Raw genomic sequence first — 22,743 nt, 5'->3', positions numbered from 1 at the left:
TAGACCCTTACAGCCAGCGACGACGTCACATTCATGAATATCTGTACGGATTTTGTACCGCTATGAGGGCTGCTCGGCAATTTGTTATCTTCACCCGCTACCCAATCCAGAAGCCGCATGCCAAGCGGCCTGCACACTAAAAAAGAGAACGAGCAGCGATGACCTCCGTGCCGAGCAGTATCGAGCAGCCTTCCAGGCCGCTGACCCGCAGCGACTACAAGACCCTCTCTCTGTCCGCCCTCGGTGGTGCCCTGGAGTTCTACGACTTCATCATCTTCGTGTTCTTCGCCACGGTGGTGGGCAAGCTGTTCTTCCCCGCCGACATGCCCGAGTGGCTGCGCCTGATGCAGACCTTCGGCATCTTCGCCGCCGGCTACCTGGCACGGCCGCTGGGCGGCATCGTCATGGCCCACTTCGGTGACCTGCTCGGGCGCAAGAAGATGTTCACCCTGAGCATCTTCATGATGGCGCTGCCGACCCTGGTCATGGGCCTGCTGCCGACTTATGCACAGATCGGCCTGTGGGCGCCGATCCTGCTGCTGTTGATGCGTGTCATCCAGGGGGCGGCCATCGGTGGTGAAGTGCCGGGCGCCTGGGTATTCGTCTCCGAGCACGTGCCGGCGCGCAACACCGGTTATGCCTGCGGCACCCTGACCGCCGGCCTGACCTCGGGCATCCTGCTTGGCTCGCTGGTGGCGACGCTGATCAACACGATCTACAGCCCGGAAGAAGTGGCTGACTACGCTTGGCGCATCCCGTTCCTGCTGGGTGGGGTGTTCGGCTTCTTCGCGGTCTATCTGCGCCGCTGGCTGCATGAAACCCCGGTGTTCGCCGAGATGCAGGCGCGCAAGGCCCTGGCCGAGGAGCTGCCGCTGCGCGCGGTGCTACGCGACCACCGCGGCGCGATCATCCTGTCGATGCTGCTCACCTGGTTGCTGTCGGCCGGCATCGTGGTGATCATCCTGATGACCCCGGCCCTGCTGCAGAGCCTCTACCACGTCAGCCCCACCGATTCGCTCAAGGCCAACAGCCTGGCCATCGTGCTGCTCAGCCTGGGCTGTGTCGGCGCCGGTAGCCTGGCCGACCGCTTCGGTGCCGGGCGTGTGTTCATCGTTGGCAGCCTGGCGCTGCTGGCCTCGTCCTGGGCCTTCTACCACAGCCTGCCGACCCGCCCGGACCTGCTGTTCCCGCTGTACGCCCTGACCGGGCTGTGCGTGGGTATCGTCGGTGCCGTGCCGTACGTGATGGTCAAGGCGTTCCCGCCGGTGGTGCGTTTCAGTGGGCTGTCGTTCTCCTACAACCTGGCGTACGCGATCTTCGGTGGTTTGACGCCGATGGTGGTTACCGCGCTGTTGAAATTCAGCCCTATGGCGCCTGCTTACTATGTGGCTTGCCTGTGTGCCGTTGGTCTGGCCGTGGGTCTCTATTTGCTCGCCAACAAGCGCTAAGCGGCTGGCACTGTTGGCCTCTTCGCGGGTAAACCTGCGAAGAAGGTGGACCTGCTCGAACCCTTCCTGAAACATCTTGAAAGGCCATCCCGGGCAACCGGTGATGGCCTTTCATCCAATTGTCACATTGGAGTCATATCGTGTTCATGCGGCCTGCAGATACTTAGGCCCGTTCCATCACAACCCCTACGATATTCCTGCTAGGAGCAAGGCATGAAACTGAAGCGTTTGATGGCGGCCCTGACCTTTGCCGCCGCTGGCGTTGCCACCGCCAATGCGGTCGCCGCTGTCGACCCAGCCATCCCGACCTACACCAAGACCACCGGTGTATCGGGTAACCTCTCCAGCGTCGGTTCGGACACCCTCGCCAACCTGATGACCCTGTGGGCCGAGGCCTACAAGAAGGAATATCCGAACGTAAACATCCAGATCCAGGCCGCCGGCTCCTCCACCGCGCCGCCCGCGCTGACCGAAGGCACCGCCAACCTGGGCCCGATGAGCCGCAAGATGAAGGACGTCGAGCTGCAGGCCTTCGAGCAGAAGTACGGCTACAAGCCAACCGCCATCCCGGTTGCCGTCGACGCCCTGGCCGTGTTCGTGCACAAGGACAACCCGATCAAGGGCCTGACCATGGCTCAGGTCGACGCCATCTTCTCGTCCACCCGCCTGTGCGGCGGCAAGGCTGACGTGAAGACCTGGGGTGACATCGGTGTGACCGGCGACCTGGCCAACAAGCCAATCCAGCTGTTCGGCCGTAACTCGGTATCGGGCACCTACGGCTACTTCAAGGAAGAAGCCCTGTGCAAAGGCGACTTCAAGCCTAACGTCAACGAACAGCCTGGCTCGGCTTCGGTCGTGCAGTCGATCAGCTCCTCGCTGAACGGCATCGGCTACTCGGGCATCGGCTACAAGACCGCCAGCGTGAAGACCGTGGCCCTGGCCAAGAAAGAGGGCGGCGAGTTCATCGAAGACAACGAAGCCAACGCCCTGAACGGTTCGTACCCGCTGTCGCGCTTCCTCTACGTGTACGTCAACAAGGCCCCGAACAAGCCTCTGGCCCCGCTGGAAGCCGAGTTCGTCAAGCTGGTGCTGTCCCAGGCAGGCCAGCAGGTCGTGGTGAAGGATGGCTACATCCCGCTGCCGGCCAAAGTGGTCGACAAGACCCTGGCTGACCTGGGCCTGTCCCACGCCGGTAACGTCGCAAAGAAGTAAGTAACTGAGGATGAGGCCGGTGCTGATGCCCGGCCTTGTCCACGAATTTCTCGGTCCGAAGCCAGGGTTCCTGCGCGGCGGGCTTTCTTGCGTCACTGCATTGTCATGTTTTTGTCATACGGGACCGCTAGGGTGTGCGCATGAATGATCTGGCCAACTCCACCATGACCCAAAATTCCCCGCCGGTGCGCATTGATTTCAATACGCCCGAGCTGCAACGCAAGCGCCGCATGCGCGCCCTCAAGGACCGCCTGACCCGCTGGTACGTCCTGGTGGGCGGGCTGGCCGTGCTGGCTGCCATTACCCTGATCTTCTTCTACCTGGCCTACGTAGTGCTGCCACTGTTCCAGGGCGCCACGCTGACCAGCAAGAAGGCGCTGGAGCCGACCTGGCTGCAGCAGGATGCCGGCAAACCGCTGATGATCGCCCTCGAGGAACAGAACCTCGTGGGCATGCGCGTTTCCGACAAGGGCCAGGCCCTGTTCTTCGATACCAAGACCGGTAACGAACTCAAACGCGTCGACCTGCCCGTGCCCGCCGGCACCCAGGTCAGCTCGATCAGCACCGACCAACCCGGCAGCCCGCTGGTGGTGCTGGGCCTGTCCAACGGCCAGGCGCTGGTGTTCCACCACACCTACAAGATCACCTACCCGGACAACAAGAAGACCATCGAGGCGGGCATCGACTACCCCTATGGTCAGGACCTGTTCACCCTGGATGACCAGGGCCGCGCGCTGGAACACGTGAGCGTCAACGTCAATGGCGACACCCTGTTGCTGGCCGGCTCCACCGGTGCGCACCTGCAGGTGATCGAACTGTCGCGCACCGAGAACATGATGACCGACGAGGTCACCGTCGAGCAGAACCGCATCGAGTTGCCGCAGATGACCGAGACGGTGAAGAACATCTTCATCGACCCGCGCCAGCAGTGGCTGTACGTGGTCAACGGCCGTGCCACCGCCGACGTCTTCAGCCTGCGCGAGAAGAGCCTCAACGGCCGCTACAAGCTGCTCGAGGACGGCAACGCCGAAATCACCGCCAGCGGCCAACTGGTCGGCGGCATCTCGCTGATCTTCGGTGACTCCAAGGGCGGCCTGAGCCAGTGGTTCATGGCCCGCGACCCGGATGGCGAGTCGCGCCTGAAACTGATCCGCAGCTTCCAGCTGGGTAACGCACCGATCGTGCAGATCGACGCCGAAGAGCGCCGCAAGGGCTTCATCGCCCTCGACAGCGCCGGCAAGCTGGGTGTGTTCCACAGCACCGCGCACCGTACCCTGCTGGTCGAGCCGGTCGCCGAAGGCGCGGGCATCCTGGCCCTGTCGCCACGCGCCAACCGCATCATCATCGAAGAAGGCGGCAAGCTGCTGCCACTGAGCCTGCGCAACCCGCACCCAGAGATCTCCTTCAGTGCGCTGTGGGGCAAGGTCTGGTACGAGAACTACGACGAGCCTAAATACGTCTGGCAGTCGACCGCCTCGAACACCGACTTCGAACCCAAGCTGAGCCTGTCGCCGCTGACCTTCGGGACGCTCAAGGCCGCGTTCTACGCGATGATCCTGGCTGCTCCGCTGGCCATCGCCGCCGCCATCTACACCGCCTACTTCATGGCCCCGGGCATGCGCCGCAAGGTCAAGCCGGTGATCGAACTGATGGAAGCGATGCCGACGGTGATCCTCGGCTTCTTCGCCGGCCTGTTCCTCGCGCCGTACCTTGAAGGCCACCTGCCGGGCGTGTTCAGCCTGCTGCTGATCCTGCCGGTGGGCATCCTGGTCGCCGGTTTTGCCTGGAGCCGCCTGCCGGAGTCGATCCGCCTGCGTATCCCGGATGGCTGGGAAGCGGCGATCCTGATCCCGGTGATCCTGGCGATCGGCTGGTTCGCGCTGTACATGAGCCCGTTCATGGAAAGCTGGTTCTTCGGCGGCGACATGCGCCTGTGGATCAGCAACGACCTGGGGATCACCTACGACCAGCGCAACGCCCTGGTAGTCGGTATCGCCATGGGCTTTGCGGTCATCCCGAACATCTACTCCATCGCCGAAGACGCCGTGTTCAGCGTGCCGCGCAGCCTCACCCTGGGCTCGCTGGCCCTGGGTGCGACGCCGTGGCAGACCCTGACCCGCGTGGTCATCCTCACCGCCAGCCCGGGCATCTTCTCGGCACTGATGATCGGCATGGGCCGTGCGGTGGGCGAGACCATGATCGTGCTCATGGCCACCGGCAACACCCCGGTGATGGAAATGAACCTGTTCGAGGGCATGCGCACCCTGGCCGCCAACGTGGCCGTGGAAATGCCGGAATCGGAAGTCGGTGGCAGCCACTATCGTGTGCTGTTCCTCGCCGCCCTCGTGCTGCTGATGTTCACGTTCATCATGAACACCTTGGCCGAGCTGATTCGCCAGCGCCTGCGCAAGAAATACTCGTCGCTTTGATAGAAAGGTAGAGATCCGTGAAAAAGGATTCCCTCAAAGGCTGGTTCAAGAGCGGCGCCCCCGGCGTCTGGATCAGCGGTGGCGCGGTAGCCATGGCGGTCATCATGACCGTCGGCCTGCTGGCCGTGATCGCTGTGCGTGGCTTGGGCCACTTCTGGCCGGCCGACCTGGTCCAGGCCACCTACAAGGTGCCTGGCCAGGCCGACCACGTGATCATCGGTGAAGTGGTACAGAAGGAAGAAGTACCGCGCGAACGCCTCAAGGGTGCCGGCCTGCCGGTGCCCGACCAGGGCCCGGAGTTCATGACCCGCGAGCTGGTCAAGATCGGTAACCGCGACCTTAACGGCAGCGACTTCACCTGGCTGGTCGGCGAGTGGCTGGTGGATCAGCAAAAGCCCGCCGAGCTGATCGCCCTGGAGCGCCGCGAGTGGGGCAACTTCTACGGCTATCTGGTGAGCGTCAAGGAAGAAGGGCGCGTGGTTGCCCAGGGCCCTGAGGCCTGGAACGAGCTGCAGACCCGCCTCAAGCGCGCCAGCGAACTCAACGACCAGTTGGTGAAGCTCGAGAAGAAAGACATCGGCGCCATCAACCACGGCCTGGAGCGCTTGCGCCTGCATGGCCGCAAGCTGGAACTGGACGGCAAGCTCGATGCCGCCGCCCAGGCCGACATGGATGCCGAGCGCGCCGAGCTGAACAACCGCTACAAGGCCATCGAAGAGCGCCTGAGCGGCCTGCACCAGGCCTTCGCCCGCGACAGCCTGGTGGCCCGCGACGGCAACGGCCGCGAAGTGGAGATCAACCTGAGCAAGGTGGTCCACGCGATCCAGCCGAACGCCATGTCCGGCCTGACCAAGATGGGTGCCTACTTCGCCAAGGTATGGGAGTTCCTCAGCGACGACCCGCGTGAGGCCAACACTGAAGGCGGTATCTTCCCGGCCATCTTCGGCACCGTGATGATGACCCTGATCATGGCCGTGATCGTCACCCCGTTCGGCGTGCTGGCCGCAGTCTACCTGCGCGAATACGCCAAGCAGGGCCCGGTGACCCGCTTGATCCGCATCGCCGTGAACAACCTGGCCGGTGTACCGGCGATCGTCTACGGCGTGTTCGGCCTGGGCTTCTTCGTCTACGTGCTGGGTGGCTCGATCGACCGCCTGTTCTTCCCCGAGTCGCTGCCGGCGCCTACCCTGGGCACACCCGGCCTGCTTTGGGCTTCGCTGACCCTGGCGCTGCTGGCGGTGCCGGTGGTGATCGTGGCCACCGAGGAAGGCCTGGCGCGCATTCCACGCACCGTGCGTGAGGGCTCGCTGGCCCTGGGTGCGACCAAGGCCGAGACCCTGTGGAAGATCGTCCTGCCGATGGCCAGCCCGGCCATGATGACCGGCATGATCCTCGCCGTGGCCCGCGCCGCCGGCGAAGTGGCCCCGTTGATGCTGGTGGGTGTGGTGAAGCTGGCGCCATCGCTGCCGGTGGACGGCAACTACCCGTACCTGCACCTGGACCAGAAGATCATGCACCTGGGCTTCCACATCTACGACGTCGGCTTCCAGAGCCCCAACGTCGAGGCCGCGCGGCCGCTGGTGTATGCCACCGCGTTGCTGCTGGTGCTGGTGATCGCCACCCTCAACCTCTCGGCGGTGTGGATGCGTAACCACCTGCGCGAGAAGTACAAGGCCCTCGACAGCTGATCCTGATTGCAAGCGCGCCGCCCGCAGCCCGGGCGGCCCTTTGAAACGAATTGATAGCGTATGGAGTTGACCATGCAGCATGAATCCCACGCCCACGGCATCGACATGTCGGCCCTGGGCCGCGACAAGCAGAGCCTGCGCCTGGCTGAAGAGACCGTGGCCATCGAAGTGCCCGGCCTGTCCCTGTTCTACGGCGACAAGCAGGCGCTGTTCGACGTCAGCATGAATATCCCCAAGCAGCGCGTGACCGCCTTCATCGGCCCGTCCGGCTGCGGCAAGTCGACCCTGCTGCGCACCTTCAACCGCATGAACGACCTGGTTGACGGCTGCCGTGTTGACGGCGCCATCAACCTGTACGGCAACAACATCTACCGCAAGGGCGAGGACGTGGCCGAACTGCGCCGCCGCGTGGGCATGGTGTTCCAGAAGCCCAACCCGTTCCCCAAGACCATCTACGAGAACGTGGTCTACGGCCTGCGCATCCAGGGCATCAACAAGAAGCGCACCCTCGATGAAGCCGTGGAATGGGCGCTGAAGGGCGCGGCCCTGTGGGACGAGGTCAAGGACCGTCTGCACGAGTCGGCGCTGGGCCTGTCCGGTGGCCAGCAGCAGCGTCTGGTGATTGCCCGTACCATCGCCGTCGAGCCGGAAGTGCTGCTGCTCGACGAGCCGTGCTCGGCACTGGACCCGATCTCGACGCTGAAAGTCGAAGAGCTGATCTACGAACTGAAATCCAAGTACACCATCGTCATCGTTACCCACAACATGCAGCAAGCGGCCCGTGTTTCGGACTACACCGCGTTCATGTACATGGGCAAACTGGTGGAATTCGGTGATACCGACACCCTGTTCACCAACCCGGCGAAGAAGCAGACCGAAGACTACATCACCGGCCGCTATGGCTAGGTGGGATCCGTGGGAGCGGCGGTGCGCCGCTGCGACTTGCCCCGCGATTGCGCCAGAGCTGGCACCGCAATCGCGAGGCAAGCTCGCTCCCACGGTTCATAGTGCTTGCCAGGGAACGATACGAACGACTTGAAGCTTGCAGCTTCTTCGCGGAGCGAAACGATGATCAACAAAGAAAGCCTTACCCACCACATTTCCCAGCAGTTCAACGCCGAGCTCGAAGAAGTCCGCAGCCACTTGCTGGCCATGGGCGGGCTGGTCGAGAAGCAGGTCAACGACGCCGTCACCGCGCTGATCGAGGCCGACTCGGGCCTGGCCCAGCAGGTGCGTGAAGTCGACGAACAGATCAACCAGATGGAGCGCAACATCGACGAGGAATGCGTGCGCATCCTCGCCCGCCGCCAGCCGGCGGCCTCCGACCTGCGTCTGATCATCAGCATCTCCAAGTCGGTGATCGACCTGGAGCGCATCGGTGACGAATCCACCAAGATCGCCCGCCGCGCCATCCAGCTGTGCGAGGAAGGGGTGTCGCCACGGGGTTATGTCGAGGTGCGCCACATCGGCGACCAGGTGCGCAACATGGTGCGTGACGCACTGGATGCCTTCGCCCGTTTCGACGCTGACCTGGCGCTGTCGGTGGCCCAGTACGACAAGACCATCGACCGCGAGTACAAGACCGCGTTGCGCGAACTGGTCACCTACATGATGGAAGATCCGCGTTCGATCACGCGCGTGCTCAGCGTGATCTGGGCCCTGCGTTCGCTGGAGCGGATCGGCGACCACGCGCGCAACATCTCGGAGCTGGTGATCTACCTGGTACGCGGTACCGACGTGCGCCACATGGGTCTCAAACGCATGAAAGCGGAAGTACAGGGCGAGGCCTTCGAAGAGGGCGAAATCGCTAATGTTCCGGCTGAACCGGACGATAAATAGAATTGCTCCCGAGCAACAGCGCCCGGCATCCGCCGGGCGTTTTCGTTTGCGGTCGAGCACCCTGCAGGCAGCCGCGAACGTGTAGAGAAGTCCCGGCGTGACCCGTGTTTTGGCAAATGGCCATCAGTCGGCGGTATGCTAGTCGGGATTCAAGAGGAGTATCGATGAGTAAAGTCAATGTGCTGGTCGTGGACGATGCCCCGTTCATCCGCGATCTGGTAAAGAAGTGCCTGCGTAATGCCTTCCCGGGCATGGTAATCGAAGATGCGGTCAACGGCCGCAAAGCCATGGCCATGCTCAGCAAGGAGCGTTTCGACCTGGTTTTGTGCGACTGGGAGATGCCGGAGATGTCCGGCCTCGAGCTGCTGAGCTGGTGCCGCCAGCAGGAAGAAATGAAGACCATGCAGTTCATCATGGTGACCAGCCGTGGTGACAAGGAGAACGTGATCCAGGCCATCCAGGCCGGCGTCTCCGATTTCGTCGGCAAGCCGTTCACCAACGAACAGCTGCTGACCAAGGTGAAAAAGTCGCTGACCAAGATCGGCAAACTCGACAGCCTGATGGCGAGTGGGCCGGCGCGGGTCAACTCGGCGTTCGCCAACGATTCGCTCAGCGCCCTGACCGGGGGCCGCCCGGAGGCTGCCAAGGTTGCCGCCCCTGCCGCGCCAGCAGCAACGGCCGCCAAGCCGTTGATCAATGCGCCGGCGCCGAAAGCCGCCGCCGCTGCAGCACCGACCGGCCGTGGGCAGGGTCAGCTGCGCCTGGCCAGCGGTCCGCAACCGTGCGTGATCAAGGCCCTGAGCCTGAAGGAGGCGTTGCTGGTGGTGCGTCGCAGCGCCAACCTGCCGCAGGTGCTCGAAGGCGCGGTGCTCGACCTTGAGCAAGGCGAGAACGCCGAAGTGGCGCGGCTGAACGGTTACCTGCATGCCGTTGCGGCGTTGGAGCCGAAGCCGGACAGCGACTGGCTGCAATTGAACTTCAAGTTCGTCGATCAGGATGCGCAGAAGCTCGATTACCTGTCGCGGCTGATTGCTCGTGGCACTGCGCAGAAGCACTTCACGCCTGGTGCCTGAGGTGCAGGTCCTGCCTTTGTAGGAGCGGCCTTGCGTCGCGACAGGGCTGCGCAGCGGCCCCAGGATTTCAACGTGGATGCATAGATCGCTGGGGCCGCTTTGCGGCCCTATCGCGACACAAGGCCGCTCCTACAGACCGGGGTGAACCCATGGCATCCGACCAGCTGTAGCAACTCGTCTTGAAATCGGCTGCTAGGCTTCGACAGAACTCAACTGTCAAAAAGCCACTATCATGCCGCCCGCCCGCCTGCTGCTGTTCTGTGCCTTGCTCACGGCCTCGGCGTCGAGCCTGGGCATGACCATCTACAAGACCACCGACGATTTCGGTGTGGCCTCTTACTCGGAAAGCCCCAGCCCAGGGGCAAAACCCTTGATCGTTCACGAGCCCATGGTCGAGCGCCTCGACGGCCAGGTGCGCCTGCAGACCGAGGCATTCCGTGGCGGCGTGCGCTTCATTGCGCGTAACGAGCTGCATGTGCCGATGGAGGTCGAACTGCGCCTCAATGGCCTGGCCAATGCCTTTGGCGGCAATGCCCCGCGCCTGGTCAGGCGTGTGGTGCCCGCGCGTTCGACCCAGGTCCTCAGCGTCATACTGGCTGCGCCCAGCGGGCCGTTGAAATACGTCAGCAAGTTCGAGTACGCCATGGGCGATCCCATCCAGCGTACCCAGGGCTATCGCTACCCCTTCCCGTGGAAGGGCGGGCCGTTTCGCATCAGCCAGGGGCCCAATGGCCGCTTCAGCCATTTCGGCCCGAAGGGGCGCTACGCCATCGATATCGCCATGCCCGAGGGCACGCCGATCATCGCGGCCAGGGGCGGGGTGGTGGTCAGGATCGAGAACAGCCAGACCGGGCGTGGCAGCAACCCGGCGGGCAACTTCGTGCGCATCCTGCACCCGGACGGCACCATGGGCGTCTACCTGCACCTGATGCGTGGCTCGGTGGTGGTGGCAGAGGGGCAACAGGTGGTGGTGGGGCAGGCATTGGCCAAGTCGGGCAATACCGGCAACAGCAGTGGGCCGCATCTGCACTTCGTGGTGCAGCGCAACGTGGGGCTGGCGCTGGAGTCGATCCCCTATCAGTTCGACCGGCCGATTGGCGGGATGCCGGATTTCACTGCTGGCAACCCCTGAAAGCATCGCGGGGCAAGCCCGCTCCCACGAGGTTCGTGGGAGCGGGCTTGCCCCGCGATAGGTTGCAGATGCTGATCAATCCAGCTTGAGCACCTTGGCCAGCACGATCTTCGGCCCTTTCATCTTCTTGATGATGATGCGCAGGCCTTCGACCTCCAGCACTTCCTCTTCCTCAGGCACGCGCTTTAGGGTCTCGTAGATCAGCCCGGCGAGGGTCTCCGCCTCGATGTGGTCGAGGTCGATCCCCAGCAGCCGTTCGACCTTGAACAGCGGCGTATCGCCCCGTACCAGCAGCTTGCCGGGCTGGTAGGCGAGGATGCCGCGTTCGGTCTTGCGGTGTTCGTCCTGAATGTCGCCCACCAGCACTTCCAGCACGTCTTCCATGGTCAGGTAGCCGATCACCTTGCCGTCGGCCTCCTCGACCAGCACGAAGTGCGCGCCGCCTTTGCGGAACTGCTCGAGCAGTTGCGACAGCGGCATGTGCCGGGACACACGCTCCAGCGGCCGGGCCAGGTCGTCCAGGTCGATGGTCTGCGGCAGGTGGTCCAGTTCGGCCAGCTCCAGCAGCAGGTCCTTGATGTGCAGCAGGCCGGTGAACTCTTCGCGCTCGGCGTCGTACACCGGGTAGCGGCTGAACTTGTGCCGGCGCAGCAGCGCGAGGATGTCCTTGAGCGGGGCATGGGCGTCGATGCTGACCATGTCCTCGCGTGAGTTGGCCCAGTCGACCACCTCCAGCTCGCCCATCTCCACGGCCGAGGCCAACACGCGCATGCCCTGGTCGCTCGGGTCCTGGCCACGGCTGGAGTGCAGGATCAGCTTGAGCTCCTCGCGGCTGTAGTGGTGCTCGTGGTGCGGGCCGGGCTCGCCTTGCCCGGCGATGCGCAGGATGGTGTTGGCGCTGGCGTTGAGCAGGTAGATGGCCGGGTACATCGCCCAGTAGAACAGGTACAGCGGCACCGCCGTCCACAGCGACAGCAGCTCGGGTTTGCGGATCGCCCAGGACTTGGGCGCCAGCTCGCCGACCACGATGTGCAGGTAGGAGATGACGAAGAACGCGACGAAGAACGAGATGCCCTTGATCAGCTCGGGAGAGTCGACGCCGAAGTAGGCCAGCAGCGGTTCGAGCAGGTGGGCGAAGGCCGGCTCACCGACCCAGCCCAGGCCCAGCGAAGCCAGGGTGATGCCCAGCTGGCAGGCCGAAAGATAGGCGTCGAGCTGGTTGTGTACCTTGCGCAGGATGCTGCCACGCCAGCCATGCAGCTCGGCGATGGACTCGACGCGGGTGGAGCGCAGCTTGACCATGGCGAACTCGGCGGCAACGAAGAAGCCGTTGAGCAGCACCAGGAACAAGGCAAAGAGAATCATGCCGAAATCGGCGAACAACGAGGTGAGGCTGATACCAGGGGAAGGGTCCATGATGGAGTTTTACGGGGTCCGTCTGCTGAAAAGTAAGAAAAAAAGTGCCAGCGTTTGCTGGCACAGGGGATCCAATGTAGCGGCTGAAGCCGCAAAAGCAAAGGGGAGGGCCATGCCCGGTTGGCGCATCGCGGGGCAAGCCCGCTCCCACGATGCCTGTGCAGATCCGTGGGAGCGGGCTTGCCCCGCGAGGGTTCAGTCCTTGTTCACGACCAATTGTGCCGGCGCAAAATGACAGGTGAAGGTGCTGCCATGCCCCGGCACGCTGCTGATTTCCAGGCGCCCGCGATGGCGCATCAGCACATGCTTGACGATCGCCAGGCCCAGCCCGGTGCCGCCGGTGTTGGAGGCGCGGCTGGAGTCGACGCGGTAGAAGCGTTCGGTCAGGCGCGGCAGGTGCTTGGCCTCGATGCCGACGCCCGAGTCCTGCACCGACAGGTGCGCGCCCTGCTCGTCGGCCCACCAGCGAATACGGATGTTGCCCTCGTCCTGGGTGTACTTGACCGCGTTGAACACCAGGTTGGAGAACGCGCTGCGCAGTTCCGACTCGCTGCCCTTCAAGCGGATGCCGGGTGCGGCCTCCAGGGTGATGCGCTGGTTGCGCGGGCCGGACAGCGCCTGGGCATCGTTGTTGATGGCGGTGAGCAGGGCGTCGACCAGCACCGGCTGGTTGTCCGAGGGATAGTCGGTGGCTTCGAGCTTGGCCAGCAGCAGCAGGTCGTTGAGCAGGGTCTGCATGCGCGAGCCTTGCGCGCTCATCTGTTGCAGGGCACGGCCCCAGCGCGGGTTCACGCCTTCGACGTTGTCCAGCAGGGTTTCCAGGTAGCCGGTGATCACCGTCAGCGGCGTGCGCAGCTCGTGGCTGACGTTGGCGACGAAGTCCTTGCGCATCTGTTCGAGCTGATGGATGCGGGTCACGTCGCGAACCAGCATCAGGTGCTCGTTGTTGCCGTAGCGGGTGAGTTGCAGCTGCACGCGCAGGCGGTCGTTGATCGGTGAGGGGATCTCGAGTGGCTCGGCATAGTTTTCCGCTTCGAAGTATTCCTTGAAGCGCGGGTGGCGCACCAGGTTGGTCACCGGTTGGCCGCCGTCCTGCGGGGTCTTGAAGCCCAGCAGGGTTTCGGCAGCGCGGTTCCACCACTCCAGGTTGCCTTCGCTGTCGAGCATGATCACCGCGTCACGCAATGCGGCGGTGGACTCCTGCACCCGGTCGATCACCGCCTGCAGGCGGCCACGCACGCGCTGGTCGCGGCGCTGCAGGTGATAGATGCTGTCGAACACCTCGCCCCACAGGCCGTAGCCGTCCGGCGGTGCCTCATCGGGCTGGTGGTGGCGCAGCCAGTCGTGCAGGCGCAGCAGCTGCTTGAGCGTCCAGCCCAGGTAGAACGCCAGGCCGATGGCCAGGCTCCAGCCGTAGAAACCGCTGACCAGGCCGCCGATCAGGCAGACGGTGATCAGCAGCAACATGTGGCGAATCAGGGTTGCGTGCCAGTTCTGGTTCAATTGACAGTCCTTGTACTGCGGGCGTCTGGGCTTCGATCAGCTCTTGGTCGAGAACCGATAGCCAGTGCCGCGGACGGTTTGTACCAGATTTTCGTAGGCTTCACCCAGCGCCTTGCGCAGGCGGCGGATGTGCACGTCGACCGTGCGCTCCTCGACGTAGACGTTGCCGCCCCAGACCTGGTCGAGCAGCTGGCCACGGGTGTAGGCGCGCTCCTGGTGGGTCATGAAGAACTGCAGCAGGCGGTATTCGGTGGGGCCCATCTCGGCAGGCCTGCCGTCGATGGTCACCCGGTGGCTGATCGGGTCGAGCAGCAGGCCGCCGACTTCGATTGGGGCTTCGCTGTCGCTCGGGCCGGTGCGGCGCAGCACGGCCTTGAGGCGCGCCACCAGCTCGCGCGGCGAGAACGGCTTGGTGATGTAGTCGTCGGCGCCCACTTCGAGGCCCTGGATCTTGTTGTCCTCTTCGCCCTTGGCGGTGAGCATGATGATCGGGATATCGCCGGTCAGTTCGTCGCGCTTGAGGCGGCGCGCCAGTTCGATGCCCGAGGTGCCCGGCAGCATCCAGTCGAGCAGGATCAGGTCCGGCTTGCGGTCGACGATGATGGCGTGGGCCTGTTGCGAGTTCTCCGCTTCAAGGCAGTCATAGCCAGCCATTTCCAATGCAACGGCGATCATCTCGCGGATAGGCGCTTCGTCGTCGACGATCAGAATGTTTCTGCCAACCATGCTCAATTACCTCTCCCGGGAACGGTGTCTTGGCCCGCATTAGATAACGGAATTATTGCAGCTGTGTGACAGGGCATGGGCAGTTCTGGCGACATTGCATGACTGGGCTAGGCTTCACAGGGCCGCTGCAGCGGCTACCAGAACCCTTCAACCCCCCGAAACGATGGTGATTCCAATGACACGACATACGCTGAGCTGGATGGCCCTTTGCGCTGCGCTGGCAGTGCCGGGGGTGGCGTCGGCTCATCACGCCATGGAGAAGGATGGCATGTGGGTCGACCACAACGGCATGACCCTGTACACCTTCGACAAGGATGCAGGTGGCAAGTCGATGTGCAACGGCGATTGCGCGACCAACTGGCCGCCGTTGAAGGTCACGGCCGGTGAAAAAGCCGAAGGCAAGTGGACGCAGATCAAGCGCGACGACGGTTCGATGCAGTGGGCCTACGATGGCAAGCCGCTGTACACCTTCGTCAAGGACAAGAAAGCCGGGGACATGACCGGCGATGGCATGAAGGATGTCTGGCACGTGGCCAAGCCTTAACAGCGCCTTGTAACCTGTGGGAGCGGGTTTACCCGCGAATGCGATGGTGGACTCACCGACGCATTCGCGGGTAAACCCGCTCCCACAGGGGCAGTGAAGGTCAACGCAACGCGTAATCCAGCACCACCCCGATAAAGATCAACATCCCCGCCCAATGGTTGTGCAGGAACGCCTTGAAGCACGATTCTCGGTCCAGCTTGCGCGTCGACCAGAATTCCCAGGCAAAGCACACCGCTGCCGCCAGCAACCCCAGATGGAACCAGCCCCCCAGCTCGAAACGGCTGCCGGCCAGCAGCAAGCAGCCCAGCGACAGCAGCTGCAGGGTGAGAATGATCACCCGGTCAGCCTCGCCGAACAGGATGGCGGTGGATTTCACCCCGATCTTCAGGTCGTCGTCACGATCGACCATGGCGTAGTAGGTGTCATAGCCCACCGTCCACAGCAGGTTGGCGATGTACAACAGCCAGGCGGCGGCCGGCAGTTCTCCACCGGCGGCGGTGAAGGCCATGGGAATGCCCCAGGAATACGCGGCACCCAGCACCACCTGCGGGTAATAGGTGTAGCGCTTCATGAACGGGTAGCAGAACGCCAGGGCCACGGCGCCGAACGACAGCCAGACGGTGCGGGCGTTGGTGCACAGCACCAGCAGGAAGCTCACCCCCACCAGCACGGCGAACAATGCCAAGGCTTCCCGTGGCTTGACCCTGCCACTGGCCAGCGGCCGGTCGGCGGTGCGCTTGACGTGGCCGTCCACCTTGCGGTCGGCGAAGTCGTTGATGCAGCAGCCGGCGGCACGCATCAGCACCACCCCCAGGCCGAAGATCAGCACGTTGGCCACGCTGGGTGCGCCATTGCCGGCGATCCACACGGCCATCAGCGTCGGCCACAGCAGCAGGTAGATGCCGATCGGGCGGTCCATGCGGCTCAGCTGGACGAAGTCCCAGGCCCGTGGGTGCAGGCGGTTGAGCGATTTGAGCAGTTGCAGGTACATCAGCAGGTTGCCTCCTTGGCCGCTTGCCACAGCGCCGGCAGGAAAATCTCAGCCACCAGCAGGTCGAGGCCGGCACGCTCGAAGCGCGAACGCCGCCCCCACAGCCCGGCATGGGCGGCCTCGGCAGGCAACCAGCCCTGTGGATAACTGCACACCTCGATGGGGTGGCGGATGAACGCCTGGTCGCAGAACAGCAACTCACCGAGCGAGCGGGTGCCCAGGGTTTCCAGGTCCAGGCCGCCGCGTTCCAGCACGCTGCGCCCGGCCACGCTGCGGGCGAACACCCAGGGCTGGCCATGGCCGCGCAGGTAGACCTCACGCACCCAGCCCTCTTCGCCGGGCGCAAGGCCAAGCGCTGCGCATTCGTCATCGCGCAGCGGCTGCCAGCCTTCGAACAAGGGCGTGACGCTGAAGTGGTCGTGGGACAGCTGGGTCAGGCGGCGGGTCAGGGAGCCTTGGTCGAACAGCCAGTCGAGGGTCGGCTGGTCGAGCGTGCTCGCCAGTTGTGAATACGGCAGCCACGCGACAGCGGCTGCTTGCGGGGTTTCGTACGACACGTCGGTATGCTTGTGACAGCCAGAGAGGCGGCGAGCTTAGCATGATTGCCCTGGCGGCTTGCATACAGTACAAAGCCCGGACCAGATTGCGCGGTGCCTCTATCGCGGGGCATCAGCAGCGACACATCAAGCCTGACCGAGGAACGACCCCCCATGAAGAAGTGGCAATGTATTGTCTGTGGCCTGATCTACGACGAAGCCGAAGGCTGGCCGGATGACGGCATCGCCCCAGGCACCCGTTGGGAAGACGTGCCGCAAGACTGGCTGTGCCCCGACTGCGGCGTGGGCAAGAGCGACTTCGAAATGATCGCCATCGGCTGATCGCACCCTTACTGGAATGAGGAAGCACCTGCATGACGTCCCCCGTGGTAATCATCGGCACCGGCCTTGCCGGCTACAACCTGGCCCGCGAATTTCGCAAGCTCGACAGTGAAACGCCGCTGCTGCTGATTACTGCCGACGACGGTCGCTCCTACTCCAAGCCGATGCTCTCCACCGGTTTCGCCAAGGGCAAGGACGCCGACGGCCTGTGCATGGCCGAGCCCGGCGCGATGGCCGAGCAGCTCAAGGCCGAGGTTCGCACCCATACCCGTATCAGCGGTATCGACCCGGGGCACAAGCGCCTGTGGATCGGTGAAGAAGCGGTCGAGTACCGCGACCTGATCCTGGCCTGGGGCGCGCAGACCGTGCAGGTGCCGGTTGAAGGCGATGCCGGCGACCAGGTGTTCCCGATCAACGACCTCGAGGACTACGCGCGCTTCCGGGCTGCCGCCGCTGGCAAGCAGCGGGTGCTGATCCTCGGTGCCGGCCTGATCGGCTGCGAGTTCGCCAACGACATGACCCTGGGCGGCTACCAGTGCGACGTAGTGGCGCCGTGCGAGCAGGTGATGCCGACCCTGCTGCATCCCGCCGCTGCCAATGCCGTGCAGGCGGGCCTCGAGGGCCTGGGCGTGCGCTTCCACCTGGGGCCGGTGCTGACCCGCCTGCAGCGGGTCGGGGCGGCCCTCGACGCGCACCTCTCCGACGGTAGTGTGATCCCTTGCGACCTGGTGGTCTCGGCCATTGGCTTGCGTCCACGCACCGACCTGGCGGCCGCCGCCGGTTTGCAGGTGAACCGTGGCGTGGTAGTCGATCGCCAGCTGCGCACCTCCCACGCCAATATCTTTGCCTTGGGCGACTGCGCCGAGGTCGATGGCATCAATCTGCTGTACGTCATGCCCCTGATGACCTGCGCCCGTGCCCTTGCCCAGACCTTGGCCGGCAACCCCACGGCGGTCGCTTATGGGCCGATGCCCGTCACCGTGAAGACCCCGGCCTGCCCGTTGGTGGTGTCACCCCCACCCGCCGGTCAGGAAGGTACCTGGCAGGTGGAAGGCAGCGGCGCCGACCTCAAGGTGCTGTGCCACGGCTCTGACGGCCAGCTGCTGGGCTACGCCCTCACAGGCGCGGCCGTCATGGAGAAACTGGCGTTGAATCGCCAGTTGCCGCCGCTGATGGCGTAAATGGCGGGCGTTCTGTCGGATTTCTCCTGTTCTTGCCGCGACAATGGCCGCCCAGGTACTGGCGCGGCCCCGGACGGCGTGCCATTCTCACTGGCGTCTACCGCAGCCTAGAGCCTGCGGTGCCTTGAACGCTGCCGCCCTTGGCAGCACGGCATAACAACAAGAATTCCGTCAAAGAGGCTTCACTATGCGTAAACCAGAACTCGCCGCCGTCATCGCCGACAAGGCCGATCTGACCAAGGAAAAGGCCAACCAGGTCTTGAACGCGATTCTCGACAGCATCACCGGCGCACTCGACAAGGACACCGTCACCCTGGTCGGTTTCGGCACCTTCGAGAAACGTCACCGTGGCGCCCGCACCGGCAAGAACCCGCAAACCGGCGAGCCGGTCAAGATCAAGGCCAGCAACACCGTCGCCTTCAAGCCAGGCAAGAACCTGCGCGACAGCGTCAACGTACCGGCCAAGCCTGCCAAGAAGAAGTGATCGGCAGCAACAACGGTCATTCGAACGGGCGCCCTTGAGGCGCCCGTTGTGTTTCTGCGGTGAAAATGCGGCGAACTTGCATAAACCGCCCAGGAAACGGATAAACTGCGCGCCTCAGTCATTTTTCAATCGAGGCGCGTTGATGAAGTTTCGCTTTCTTCTCTGGGCCATGGGGTTGCTGATGGCCAAGGCCAGCCGCAACAACCCGGCGTTCCAGCAGCAGTTGCAGGACAAGGACCTGGTATTCCAGATGCAGACGCTGGACGGCAAGGTGGCCCGCCATTTCGTGGTCAAGGATCAACGCATCAGCAGCAAGGGTGGCCTGCACCCGCAACCGGCGTTCGCCATTGCGTTCAAGGATGCCGGCTACGGCTTCGCCACCCTGCAGGCGGGCAACAAGCAACTGGCGTTCATGCAGGGCATTCAGGACAAGAGCATCCAGATCAAGGGCAACCCGGCGCTGGTGATCTGGTTCCAGGGCTTGATGAAATACCTGAAGCCGAAGAAGAAGGGCTGATAGACAACACAGCGCAATGCACCTGTGGGAGCGGGTTTACCCGCGAATACGGTTGTGGATTGACCACCGCATTCGCGGGTAAACCCGCTCCCACAGGACACAGGACAGAGGACCGGCTACATCAGTGCGGTGCGTGGAACTGCGAGGCCAGCTCACGCAGCAAAGCTTCCGCCTCCAGCACCTTGTTCACCACTTCTTCGGCCTTGTCCCGGGTCAGCCCCAGGCGATCGAACAGGGCATCCGGGATTTCGTCCTGCGGGCCCGAACCGATACCCCGCGAGCGCAGCAGGCGCACCGAAAGGCAGACCAGGTTGGGGAAGGCCGCGTGCTCTCCGTCGTACGATGGATCGTGCTGGAAGCGCAGGGCGGTGGACAGCTCCTCGGGCATGTCCCACAGCTTCATCAGCCAGGCGCCGATCTGCTCGCGGCTGATCCCCAGCAGGTGCTGCTCTACATAGCTGTGGCACAGGTGCGGATTGACCTCCAGATGGCGGCAGATCAGCGAGAAGTGCGGCGGGAACACGTGGGCCAGCAGCAGATAACCGAAATTGTGCAGCAGGCCGGCGAGGTAGGTCAGGCCGGCTTCCGGGCGCTCTGCGCGTGGCATGGCGCGGGTCAGGCCCTCGATGACCGCAGCGGTATAGATCGACTGCTGCCAGTAGGGGGTGGCCTGTTGCGGATGGTCCTTGGGCAGGCTCAGGGTCTTGCCCAGGGCCAGGCCGAGGGCCAGGTTGATCACAAGGTCGAAGCCCAGCACCCGCACGATCGCGTCTTCCACCGAGCGGATTTTGCCCGGCGAGGCGTAGTAGGGCGATGCTGCCCAACTGACCACCTGGGCGGCCAGGGCAGGGTCGGTTTCCACCACGCCGGTGACGTCATCGGTGCTGGCATTCGGATCGACCCGCAGCTTGATGATTTTCTGCGCGGTGTCGGCCAGCGGCGGGATCTCGATGGTTTCTTCAAGGCGCTTCTGGATACGGCGAGCGGTGAAGGCCTGGACGGCCTGGGTGATCTCCTTGGAGTCGTCATTCGGGCGGTCGAGGTTGGGGCGAATCTCACGGACCGGCTGGCCGAAGCTGCCTGCACTGGCCTTGTGCAACATACGCTTGAAATCGTCGCGCTTGATCGACAGCAGGATACCCACCTCGCCCGACTGGATCAGCAGGTGCTCTTGCTCGAGCAGCTTGCCTTCGTAGAGGCAAGGCGAGCTGGTGAGTGCCGGAATGGCCGGCAGCGCCTTGAGATGATGCTTGTCGAGCATCTGCTTGAGGCGCGGCAACGGCACGGCCTTGAGCTTGCGGCCTGTCAGCTCCTCGAGGCGGTTGAGGTCCAGCAGCTTGCTCTGCGGGTACAGCACCAGCAGGGCGCCGACCTCGTCATCGAGCAGGATGGCCTGAACCTTCGATGCGGGTGGCTGCTTCGGGCTTTCTGGCACCTCGACATAGGCCACGCCGAGTTTTTCGAGCAACAGCCGGATGACAGACGGTGCGTGTGGGGTTGCGATATCCAGAGCAACTTCAGTCATGGCCTGTATCCACTAATTCCTTTGAACGCGAAGTATAACCAGCCTGATCGGCAAGCTGGTTCTGTAATGGGACGAGCGTCACACTTGGCCATATTGTTGGCCGTGGCGCAGCCAGCGGTCGAGCAGCGGGCTGACGTGGTGGGGCCAGCGCGCCAGCAAGGCCTGGGCGGCATCGCGCACGGCCGGCAGCAGGTCGGCGTCGCGCATCAGGTCGGCGACCTTGAACTGTAGCAGGCCGGTCTGGCGGGTCCCGAGCATCTCGCCGGGGCCGCGCAGCTCCAGGTCCTTTTCGGCGATGACGAAGCCGTCGTTGGTTTCGCGCATGATGCCCAGGCGCTCGCGGCCGATCTGCGACAGCGGTGGGTGGTACAGCAGCACGCAGTGGCTCACGGCGCTGCCCCGGCCAACCCGGCCGCGCAACTGGTGCAGTTGGGCCAGGCCCAGGCGCTCGGGGTTCTCGATGATCATCAGGCTGGCGTTGGGTACGTCCACGCCGACTTCGATGACCGTGGTGGCCACCAGCAACTGCAGGTTGCCAGCCTTGAACTCAGCCATTACCGCGGCCTTCTCCGCTGGCTTCATGCGCCCGTGGATCAGGCCCACGCGCAATTCGCCCAAAGCGCTGCCGAGGTCTTCGAAGGTGCTTTCGGCCGCCTGGCAGGTCAGTTCTTCGGACTCTTCGATCAGCGTGCATACCCAGTAGGCCTGGCGCCCCTCGGCGCACGCGGCGCGGACCCGCTCGACCACTTCGAAGCGGCGGCTGTCGGCCACCAGCACGGTATTGACCGGCGTTCGCCCGGGCGGCAGCTCGTCGAGGATCGAGGTGTCCAGGTCGGCGTAGGCACTCATGGCCAGGGTGCGCGGGATCGGCGTGGCGGTCATGATCAGCTGATGTGGGCACAACTCGCCGTTGACGCCCTTCTTGCGCAGGGCCAGGCGTTGCTGCACGCCGAAGCGGTGCTGTTCGTCGATGATCGCCAGGGCCAGGTGCTTGAAGCGCACCTCCTCCTGGAACAGCGCGTGGGTGCCGACCACCATCGGCGCACCGCCGGCGATCTGCTCCAGGGCGCTGGCGCGGGCCTTGCCCTTGAGCTTGCCGGCCAGCCAGGCGACTTCGATGCCCAGCGGTTCAAGCCAGCGTTTGAAGGTGATGAAGTGCTGTTCGGCGAGGATCTCGGTCGGCGCCATCAGCGCGACCTGATAGCCGGCCTCCAGCGCCTGCAGCGCGGCAAGGGCGGCAACCACTGTCTTGCCGGCGCCGACGTCGCCCTGTACCAGGCGCATCATCGGTTCGGGCTGGCTCAGGTCGTAGGCGATTTCGTTGCCGACCCGTTGCTGGGCGCCCGTGGGGCTGAAGCCCAGGTTGGCCAGGTACTGCGCGGGCAGGCGCATGGCCTTGGGCAGCACCGGCGCACGCAGGCTGCGCAGGCTTTCACGCAGGCGCTGTTGGGACAGCTGGTGGGTCAGCAGCTCTTCGAAGGCCAGGCGGTGCTGGGCCCAGTGCTGGCCTTCGGCGAGCTCATCGACATCGGCGTCAGCCGGTGGATTGTGCAGGTAGCGGATGGCGTCGCTCAATGGCGCCAGCCGGTAGTCACGGGCCAGCTCGTCGGGCAGCCAGTCGGGCAGGCTGCGCGGCCCGAGCTGACCGAGGCTCTGCTGGCACAGCAGGCGCAAGCGCTGCTGGGTGAGGCCTTCGGTGGTCGGGTAGATCGGTGTCAGGGTCTGTTCCACCGGCGCTGCCGGCTCGTCGCCGTTCAGTGCACGGTACTCGGGGTGGTAGATCTCCAGCCCCGAGGCGCCGGGGCGGGCCTCGCCATAGCAGCGCACGTGGGTGCCGCGCTTGAGGCCTTCCTTCTGCGCATTGCTGAAGTGGTAGAAACGCAGGCTCAGCACACCGGTGCCGTCGCCCAGGCGCACGACCAGGCTGCGGCGCTTGCCCATGGTCACGTCGGCGCCGCTGACCACACCTTCGATCACCGCGTCCTGCCCTGGCCGCAGCTGACCGATGGGGACCACGCGGGTGCGGTCCTGGTAGCGCAGGGGCAGGTGGAACAGCAGGTCCTGCAGGTTCTCCAGGCCAACCTTGGCGAGTTTCTCCGCCATGGCATCGCCAACGCCCTTGAGCGTGGTGACCGGCACATTCGACAGCTCGGTCAT

20 protein-coding genes are annotated in these 22,743 nt (G+C 64.2%); 13 read left to right on the top strand and 7 right to left on the bottom strand.

Annotated elements, in window-relative coordinates; translation table 11 throughout:
• The first annotated feature begins 158 nt into the window (after positions 1-158).
• The 8 genes from F6X61_RS11665 (at position 159) to F6X61_RS11630 (ending at position 10,821) form a co-directional block, all read left to right on the top strand.
• A complete protein-coding gene (locus tag F6X61_RS11665; RefSeq protein WP_153786762.1) occupies positions 159-1,448 on the top strand; it encodes an MFS transporter in 1,290 nt (429 codons plus the stop codon).
• Between the two features lie 213 nt (positions 1,449-1,661).
• Positions 1,662-2,660, top strand: a complete 999-nt coding sequence (locus F6X61_RS11660; RefSeq protein WP_110991966.1) for a phosphate ABC transporter substrate-binding protein PstS — start codon at positions 1,662-1,664, stop codon at positions 2,658-2,660.
• A gap of 140 nt (positions 2,661-2,800) precedes the next feature.
• Positions 2,801-5,089 carry an ABC transporter permease subunit gene (locus F6X61_RS11655; RefSeq protein ID WP_153786761.1) on the top strand — a complete coding sequence of 763 codons (2,289 nt, stop codon included), beginning with the start codon at positions 2,801-2,803 and terminating at the stop codon, positions 5,087-5,089.
• A gap of 17 nt (positions 5,090-5,106) precedes the next feature.
• Complete coding sequence (pstA, locus tag F6X61_RS11650; RefSeq protein WP_153786760.1) at positions 5,107-6,777, top strand: phosphate ABC transporter permease PstA; 1,671 nt, start codon at positions 5,107-5,109, stop codon at positions 6,775-6,777.
• A 72-nt stretch (positions 6,778-6,849) separates the two neighbouring features.
• The gene (pstB, locus tag F6X61_RS11645) at positions 6,850-7,683 is read left to right on the top strand and encodes a phosphate ABC transporter ATP-binding protein PstB (protein ID WP_153786759.1); all 834 of its coding nucleotides are present in this window, start codon (positions 6,850-6,852) and stop codon (positions 7,681-7,683) included.
• 162 nt (positions 7,684-7,845) lie between these two features.
• Complete coding sequence (phoU, locus tag F6X61_RS11640; protein ID WP_110991969.1) at positions 7,846-8,616, top strand: phosphate signaling complex protein PhoU; 771 nt, start codon at positions 7,846-7,848, stop codon at positions 8,614-8,616.
• Positions 8,617-8,780: 164 nt separating this feature from the next.
• Complete coding sequence (locus F6X61_RS11635; protein WP_153786758.1) at positions 8,781-9,689, top strand: response regulator; 909 nt, start codon at positions 8,781-8,783, stop codon at positions 9,687-9,689.
• A 232-nt stretch (positions 9,690-9,921) separates the two neighbouring features.
• Positions 9,922-10,821: a peptidoglycan DD-metalloendopeptidase family protein gene (locus tag F6X61_RS11630; protein ID WP_153786757.1), complete on the top strand. Its 900-nt coding sequence runs from the start codon at positions 9,922-9,924 to the stop codon at positions 10,819-10,821.
• 75 nt (positions 10,822-10,896) lie between these two features.
• On the opposite strand, the gene F6X61_RS11625 is transcribed toward F6X61_RS11630, so the two are convergent.
• The 3 genes from F6X61_RS11625 to phoB form a co-directional block, all read right to left on the bottom strand.
• Positions 10,897-12,237 (bottom strand): hemolysin family protein, encoded by a 1,341-nt coding sequence (locus F6X61_RS11625; protein WP_125466079.1) that lies wholly within the window; start codon positions 12,235-12,237, stop codon positions 10,897-10,899.
• A gap of 195 nt (positions 12,238-12,432) precedes the next feature.
• Positions 12,433-13,704 carry a phosphate regulon sensor histidine kinase PhoR gene (gene phoR, locus F6X61_RS11620; protein WP_256671353.1) on the bottom strand — a complete coding sequence of 424 codons (1,272 nt, stop codon included), beginning with the start codon at positions 13,702-13,704 and terminating at the stop codon, positions 12,433-12,435.
• Positions 13,705-13,776: 72 nt separating this feature from the next.
• Positions 13,777-14,466: a phosphate regulon transcriptional regulator PhoB gene (phoB, locus tag F6X61_RS11615; protein ID WP_011536427.1), complete on the bottom strand. Its 690-nt coding sequence runs from the start codon at positions 14,464-14,466 to the stop codon at positions 13,777-13,779.
• Positions 14,467-14,641: 175 nt separating this feature from the next.
• Between phoB and F6X61_RS11610 the strand changes: the two genes are divergently transcribed.
• Positions 14,642-15,010, top strand: coding sequence for a hypothetical protein (locus tag F6X61_RS11610; protein WP_110991974.1), 369 nt, complete (start codon positions 14,642-14,644; stop codon positions 15,008-15,010).
• A 100-nt stretch (positions 15,011-15,110) separates the two neighbouring features.
• Here the strand turns inward: F6X61_RS11610 and ubiA are convergent, their stop codons facing one another.
• Both ubiA and F6X61_RS11600 read right to left on the bottom strand, forming a co-directional pair.
• Complete coding sequence (gene ubiA, locus F6X61_RS11605) at positions 15,111-16,001, bottom strand: 4-hydroxybenzoate octaprenyltransferase (protein ID WP_153786755.1); 891 nt, start codon at positions 15,999-16,001, stop codon at positions 15,111-15,113.
• Positions 16,001-16,558 (bottom strand): chorismate lyase, encoded by a 558-nt coding sequence (locus F6X61_RS11600; RefSeq protein ID WP_153786754.1) that lies wholly within the window; start codon positions 16,556-16,558, stop codon positions 16,001-16,003. Before F6X61_RS11600 ends, ubiA begins: the two co-directional genes overlap by 1 nt.
• Positions 16,559-16,711: 153 nt before the next feature.
• On the opposite strand from F6X61_RS11600, the gene F6X61_RS11595 reads away from it, so the two are divergent.
• The 4 genes from F6X61_RS11595 to F6X61_RS11580 all read left to right on the top strand — a co-directional run bounded on the left by F6X61_RS11595 (position 16,712) and on the right by F6X61_RS11580 (position 19,061).
• On the top strand, positions 16,712-16,879 hold the full coding sequence (locus F6X61_RS11595) for a rubredoxin (RefSeq protein ID WP_008091623.1): 168 nt from the start codon (positions 16,712-16,714) through the stop codon (positions 16,877-16,879).
• Positions 16,880-16,911: 32 nt separating this feature from the next.
• Complete coding sequence (locus F6X61_RS11590; protein WP_153786753.1) at positions 16,912-18,060, top strand: NAD(P)/FAD-dependent oxidoreductase; 1,149 nt, start codon at positions 16,912-16,914, stop codon at positions 18,058-18,060.
• A gap of 187 nt (positions 18,061-18,247) precedes the next feature.
• A complete protein-coding gene (locus F6X61_RS11585; protein ID WP_110991978.1) occupies positions 18,248-18,544 on the top strand; it encodes an HU family DNA-binding protein in 297 nt (98 codons plus the stop codon).
• A gap of 142 nt (positions 18,545-18,686) precedes the next feature.
• Positions 18,687-19,061, top strand: coding sequence for a helicase (locus F6X61_RS11580; RefSeq protein WP_125466073.1), 375 nt, complete (start codon positions 18,687-18,689; stop codon positions 19,059-19,061).
• A 121-nt stretch (positions 19,062-19,182) separates the two neighbouring features.
• Here the strand turns inward: F6X61_RS11580 and F6X61_RS11575 are convergent, their stop codons facing one another.
• Both F6X61_RS11575 and recG read right to left on the bottom strand, forming a co-directional pair.
• Positions 19,183-20,586 (bottom strand): aminoacyl-tRNA deacylase and HDOD domain-containing protein, encoded by a 1,404-nt coding sequence (locus F6X61_RS11575; RefSeq protein ID WP_153786752.1) that lies wholly within the window; start codon positions 20,584-20,586, stop codon positions 19,183-19,185.
• Between the two features lie 78 nt (positions 20,587-20,664).
• Complete coding sequence (recG, locus tag F6X61_RS11570; RefSeq protein ID WP_153786751.1) at positions 20,665-22,743, bottom strand: ATP-dependent DNA helicase RecG; 2,079 nt, start codon at positions 22,741-22,743, stop codon at positions 20,665-20,667.

The sequence above is a fragment of the Pseudomonas sp. EMN2 genome (assembly GCF_009650555.1).
Taxonomy (GTDB): domain Bacteria; phylum Pseudomonadota; class Gammaproteobacteria; order Pseudomonadales; family Pseudomonadaceae; genus Aquipseudomonas; species Aquipseudomonas sichuanensis.
Note: the sequence above shows the minus strand (reverse complement) of the source record. Positions and strands in the feature narration are given on the sequence as shown.

Coding starts and splice junctions, on each gene's coding strand:
- F6X61_RS11630 (WP_153786757.1), top strand. CDS start 9,922: ATGCCGCCCGCCCGCCTGCTGCTGTTCTGTGCCTTGCTCACGGCCTCG.
- F6X61_RS11660 (WP_110991966.1), top strand. CDS start 1,662: ATGAAACTGAAGCGTTTGATGGCGGCCCTGACCTTTGCCGCCGCTGGC.
- ubiA (WP_153786755.1), bottom strand. CDS start 16,001: ATGTACCTGCAACTGCTCAAATCGCTCAACCGCCTGCACCCACGGGCC.
- F6X61_RS11585 (WP_110991978.1), top strand. CDS start 18,248: ATGCGTAAACCAGAACTCGCCGCCGTCATCGCCGACAAGGCCGATCTG.
- F6X61_RS11595 (WP_008091623.1), top strand. CDS start 16,712: ATGAAGAAGTGGCAATGTATTGTCTGTGGCCTGATCTACGACGAAGCC.
- recG (WP_153786751.1), bottom strand. CDS start 22,743: ATGACCGAGCTGTCGAATGTGCCGGTCACCACGCTCAAGGGCGTTGGC.
- pstB (WP_153786759.1), top strand. CDS start 6,850: ATGCAGCATGAATCCCACGCCCACGGCATCGACATGTCGGCCCTGGGC.
- F6X61_RS11665 (WP_153786762.1), top strand. CDS start 159: ATGACCTCCGTGCCGAGCAGTATCGAGCAGCCTTCCAGGCCGCTGACC.
- phoU (WP_110991969.1), top strand. CDS start 7,846: ATGATCAACAAAGAAAGCCTTACCCACCACATTTCCCAGCAGTTCAAC.
- phoB (WP_011536427.1), bottom strand. CDS start 14,466: ATGGTTGGCAGAAACATTCTGATCGTCGACGACGAAGCGCCTATCCGC.
- F6X61_RS11590 (WP_153786753.1), top strand. CDS start 16,912: ATGACGTCCCCCGTGGTAATCATCGGCACCGGCCTTGCCGGCTACAAC.
- phoR (WP_256671353.1), bottom strand. CDS start 13,704: ATGTTGCTGCTGATCACCGTCTGCCTGATCGGCGGCCTGGTCAGCGGT.
- F6X61_RS11625 (WP_125466079.1), bottom strand. CDS start 12,237: ATGGACCCTTCCCCTGGTATCAGCCTCACCTCGTTGTTCGCCGATTTC.
- F6X61_RS11635 (WP_153786758.1), top strand. CDS start 8,781: ATGAGTAAAGTCAATGTGCTGGTCGTGGACGATGCCCCGTTCATCCGC.
- F6X61_RS11610 (WP_110991974.1), top strand. CDS start 14,642: ATGACACGACATACGCTGAGCTGGATGGCCCTTTGCGCTGCGCTGGCA.
- F6X61_RS11655 (WP_153786761.1), top strand. CDS start 2,801: ATGAATGATCTGGCCAACTCCACCATGACCCAAAATTCCCCGCCGGTG.
- F6X61_RS11580 (WP_125466073.1), top strand. CDS start 18,687: ATGAAGTTTCGCTTTCTTCTCTGGGCCATGGGGTTGCTGATGGCCAAG.
- F6X61_RS11575 (WP_153786752.1), bottom strand. CDS start 20,586: ATGACTGAAGTTGCTCTGGATATCGCAACCCCACACGCACCGTCTGTC.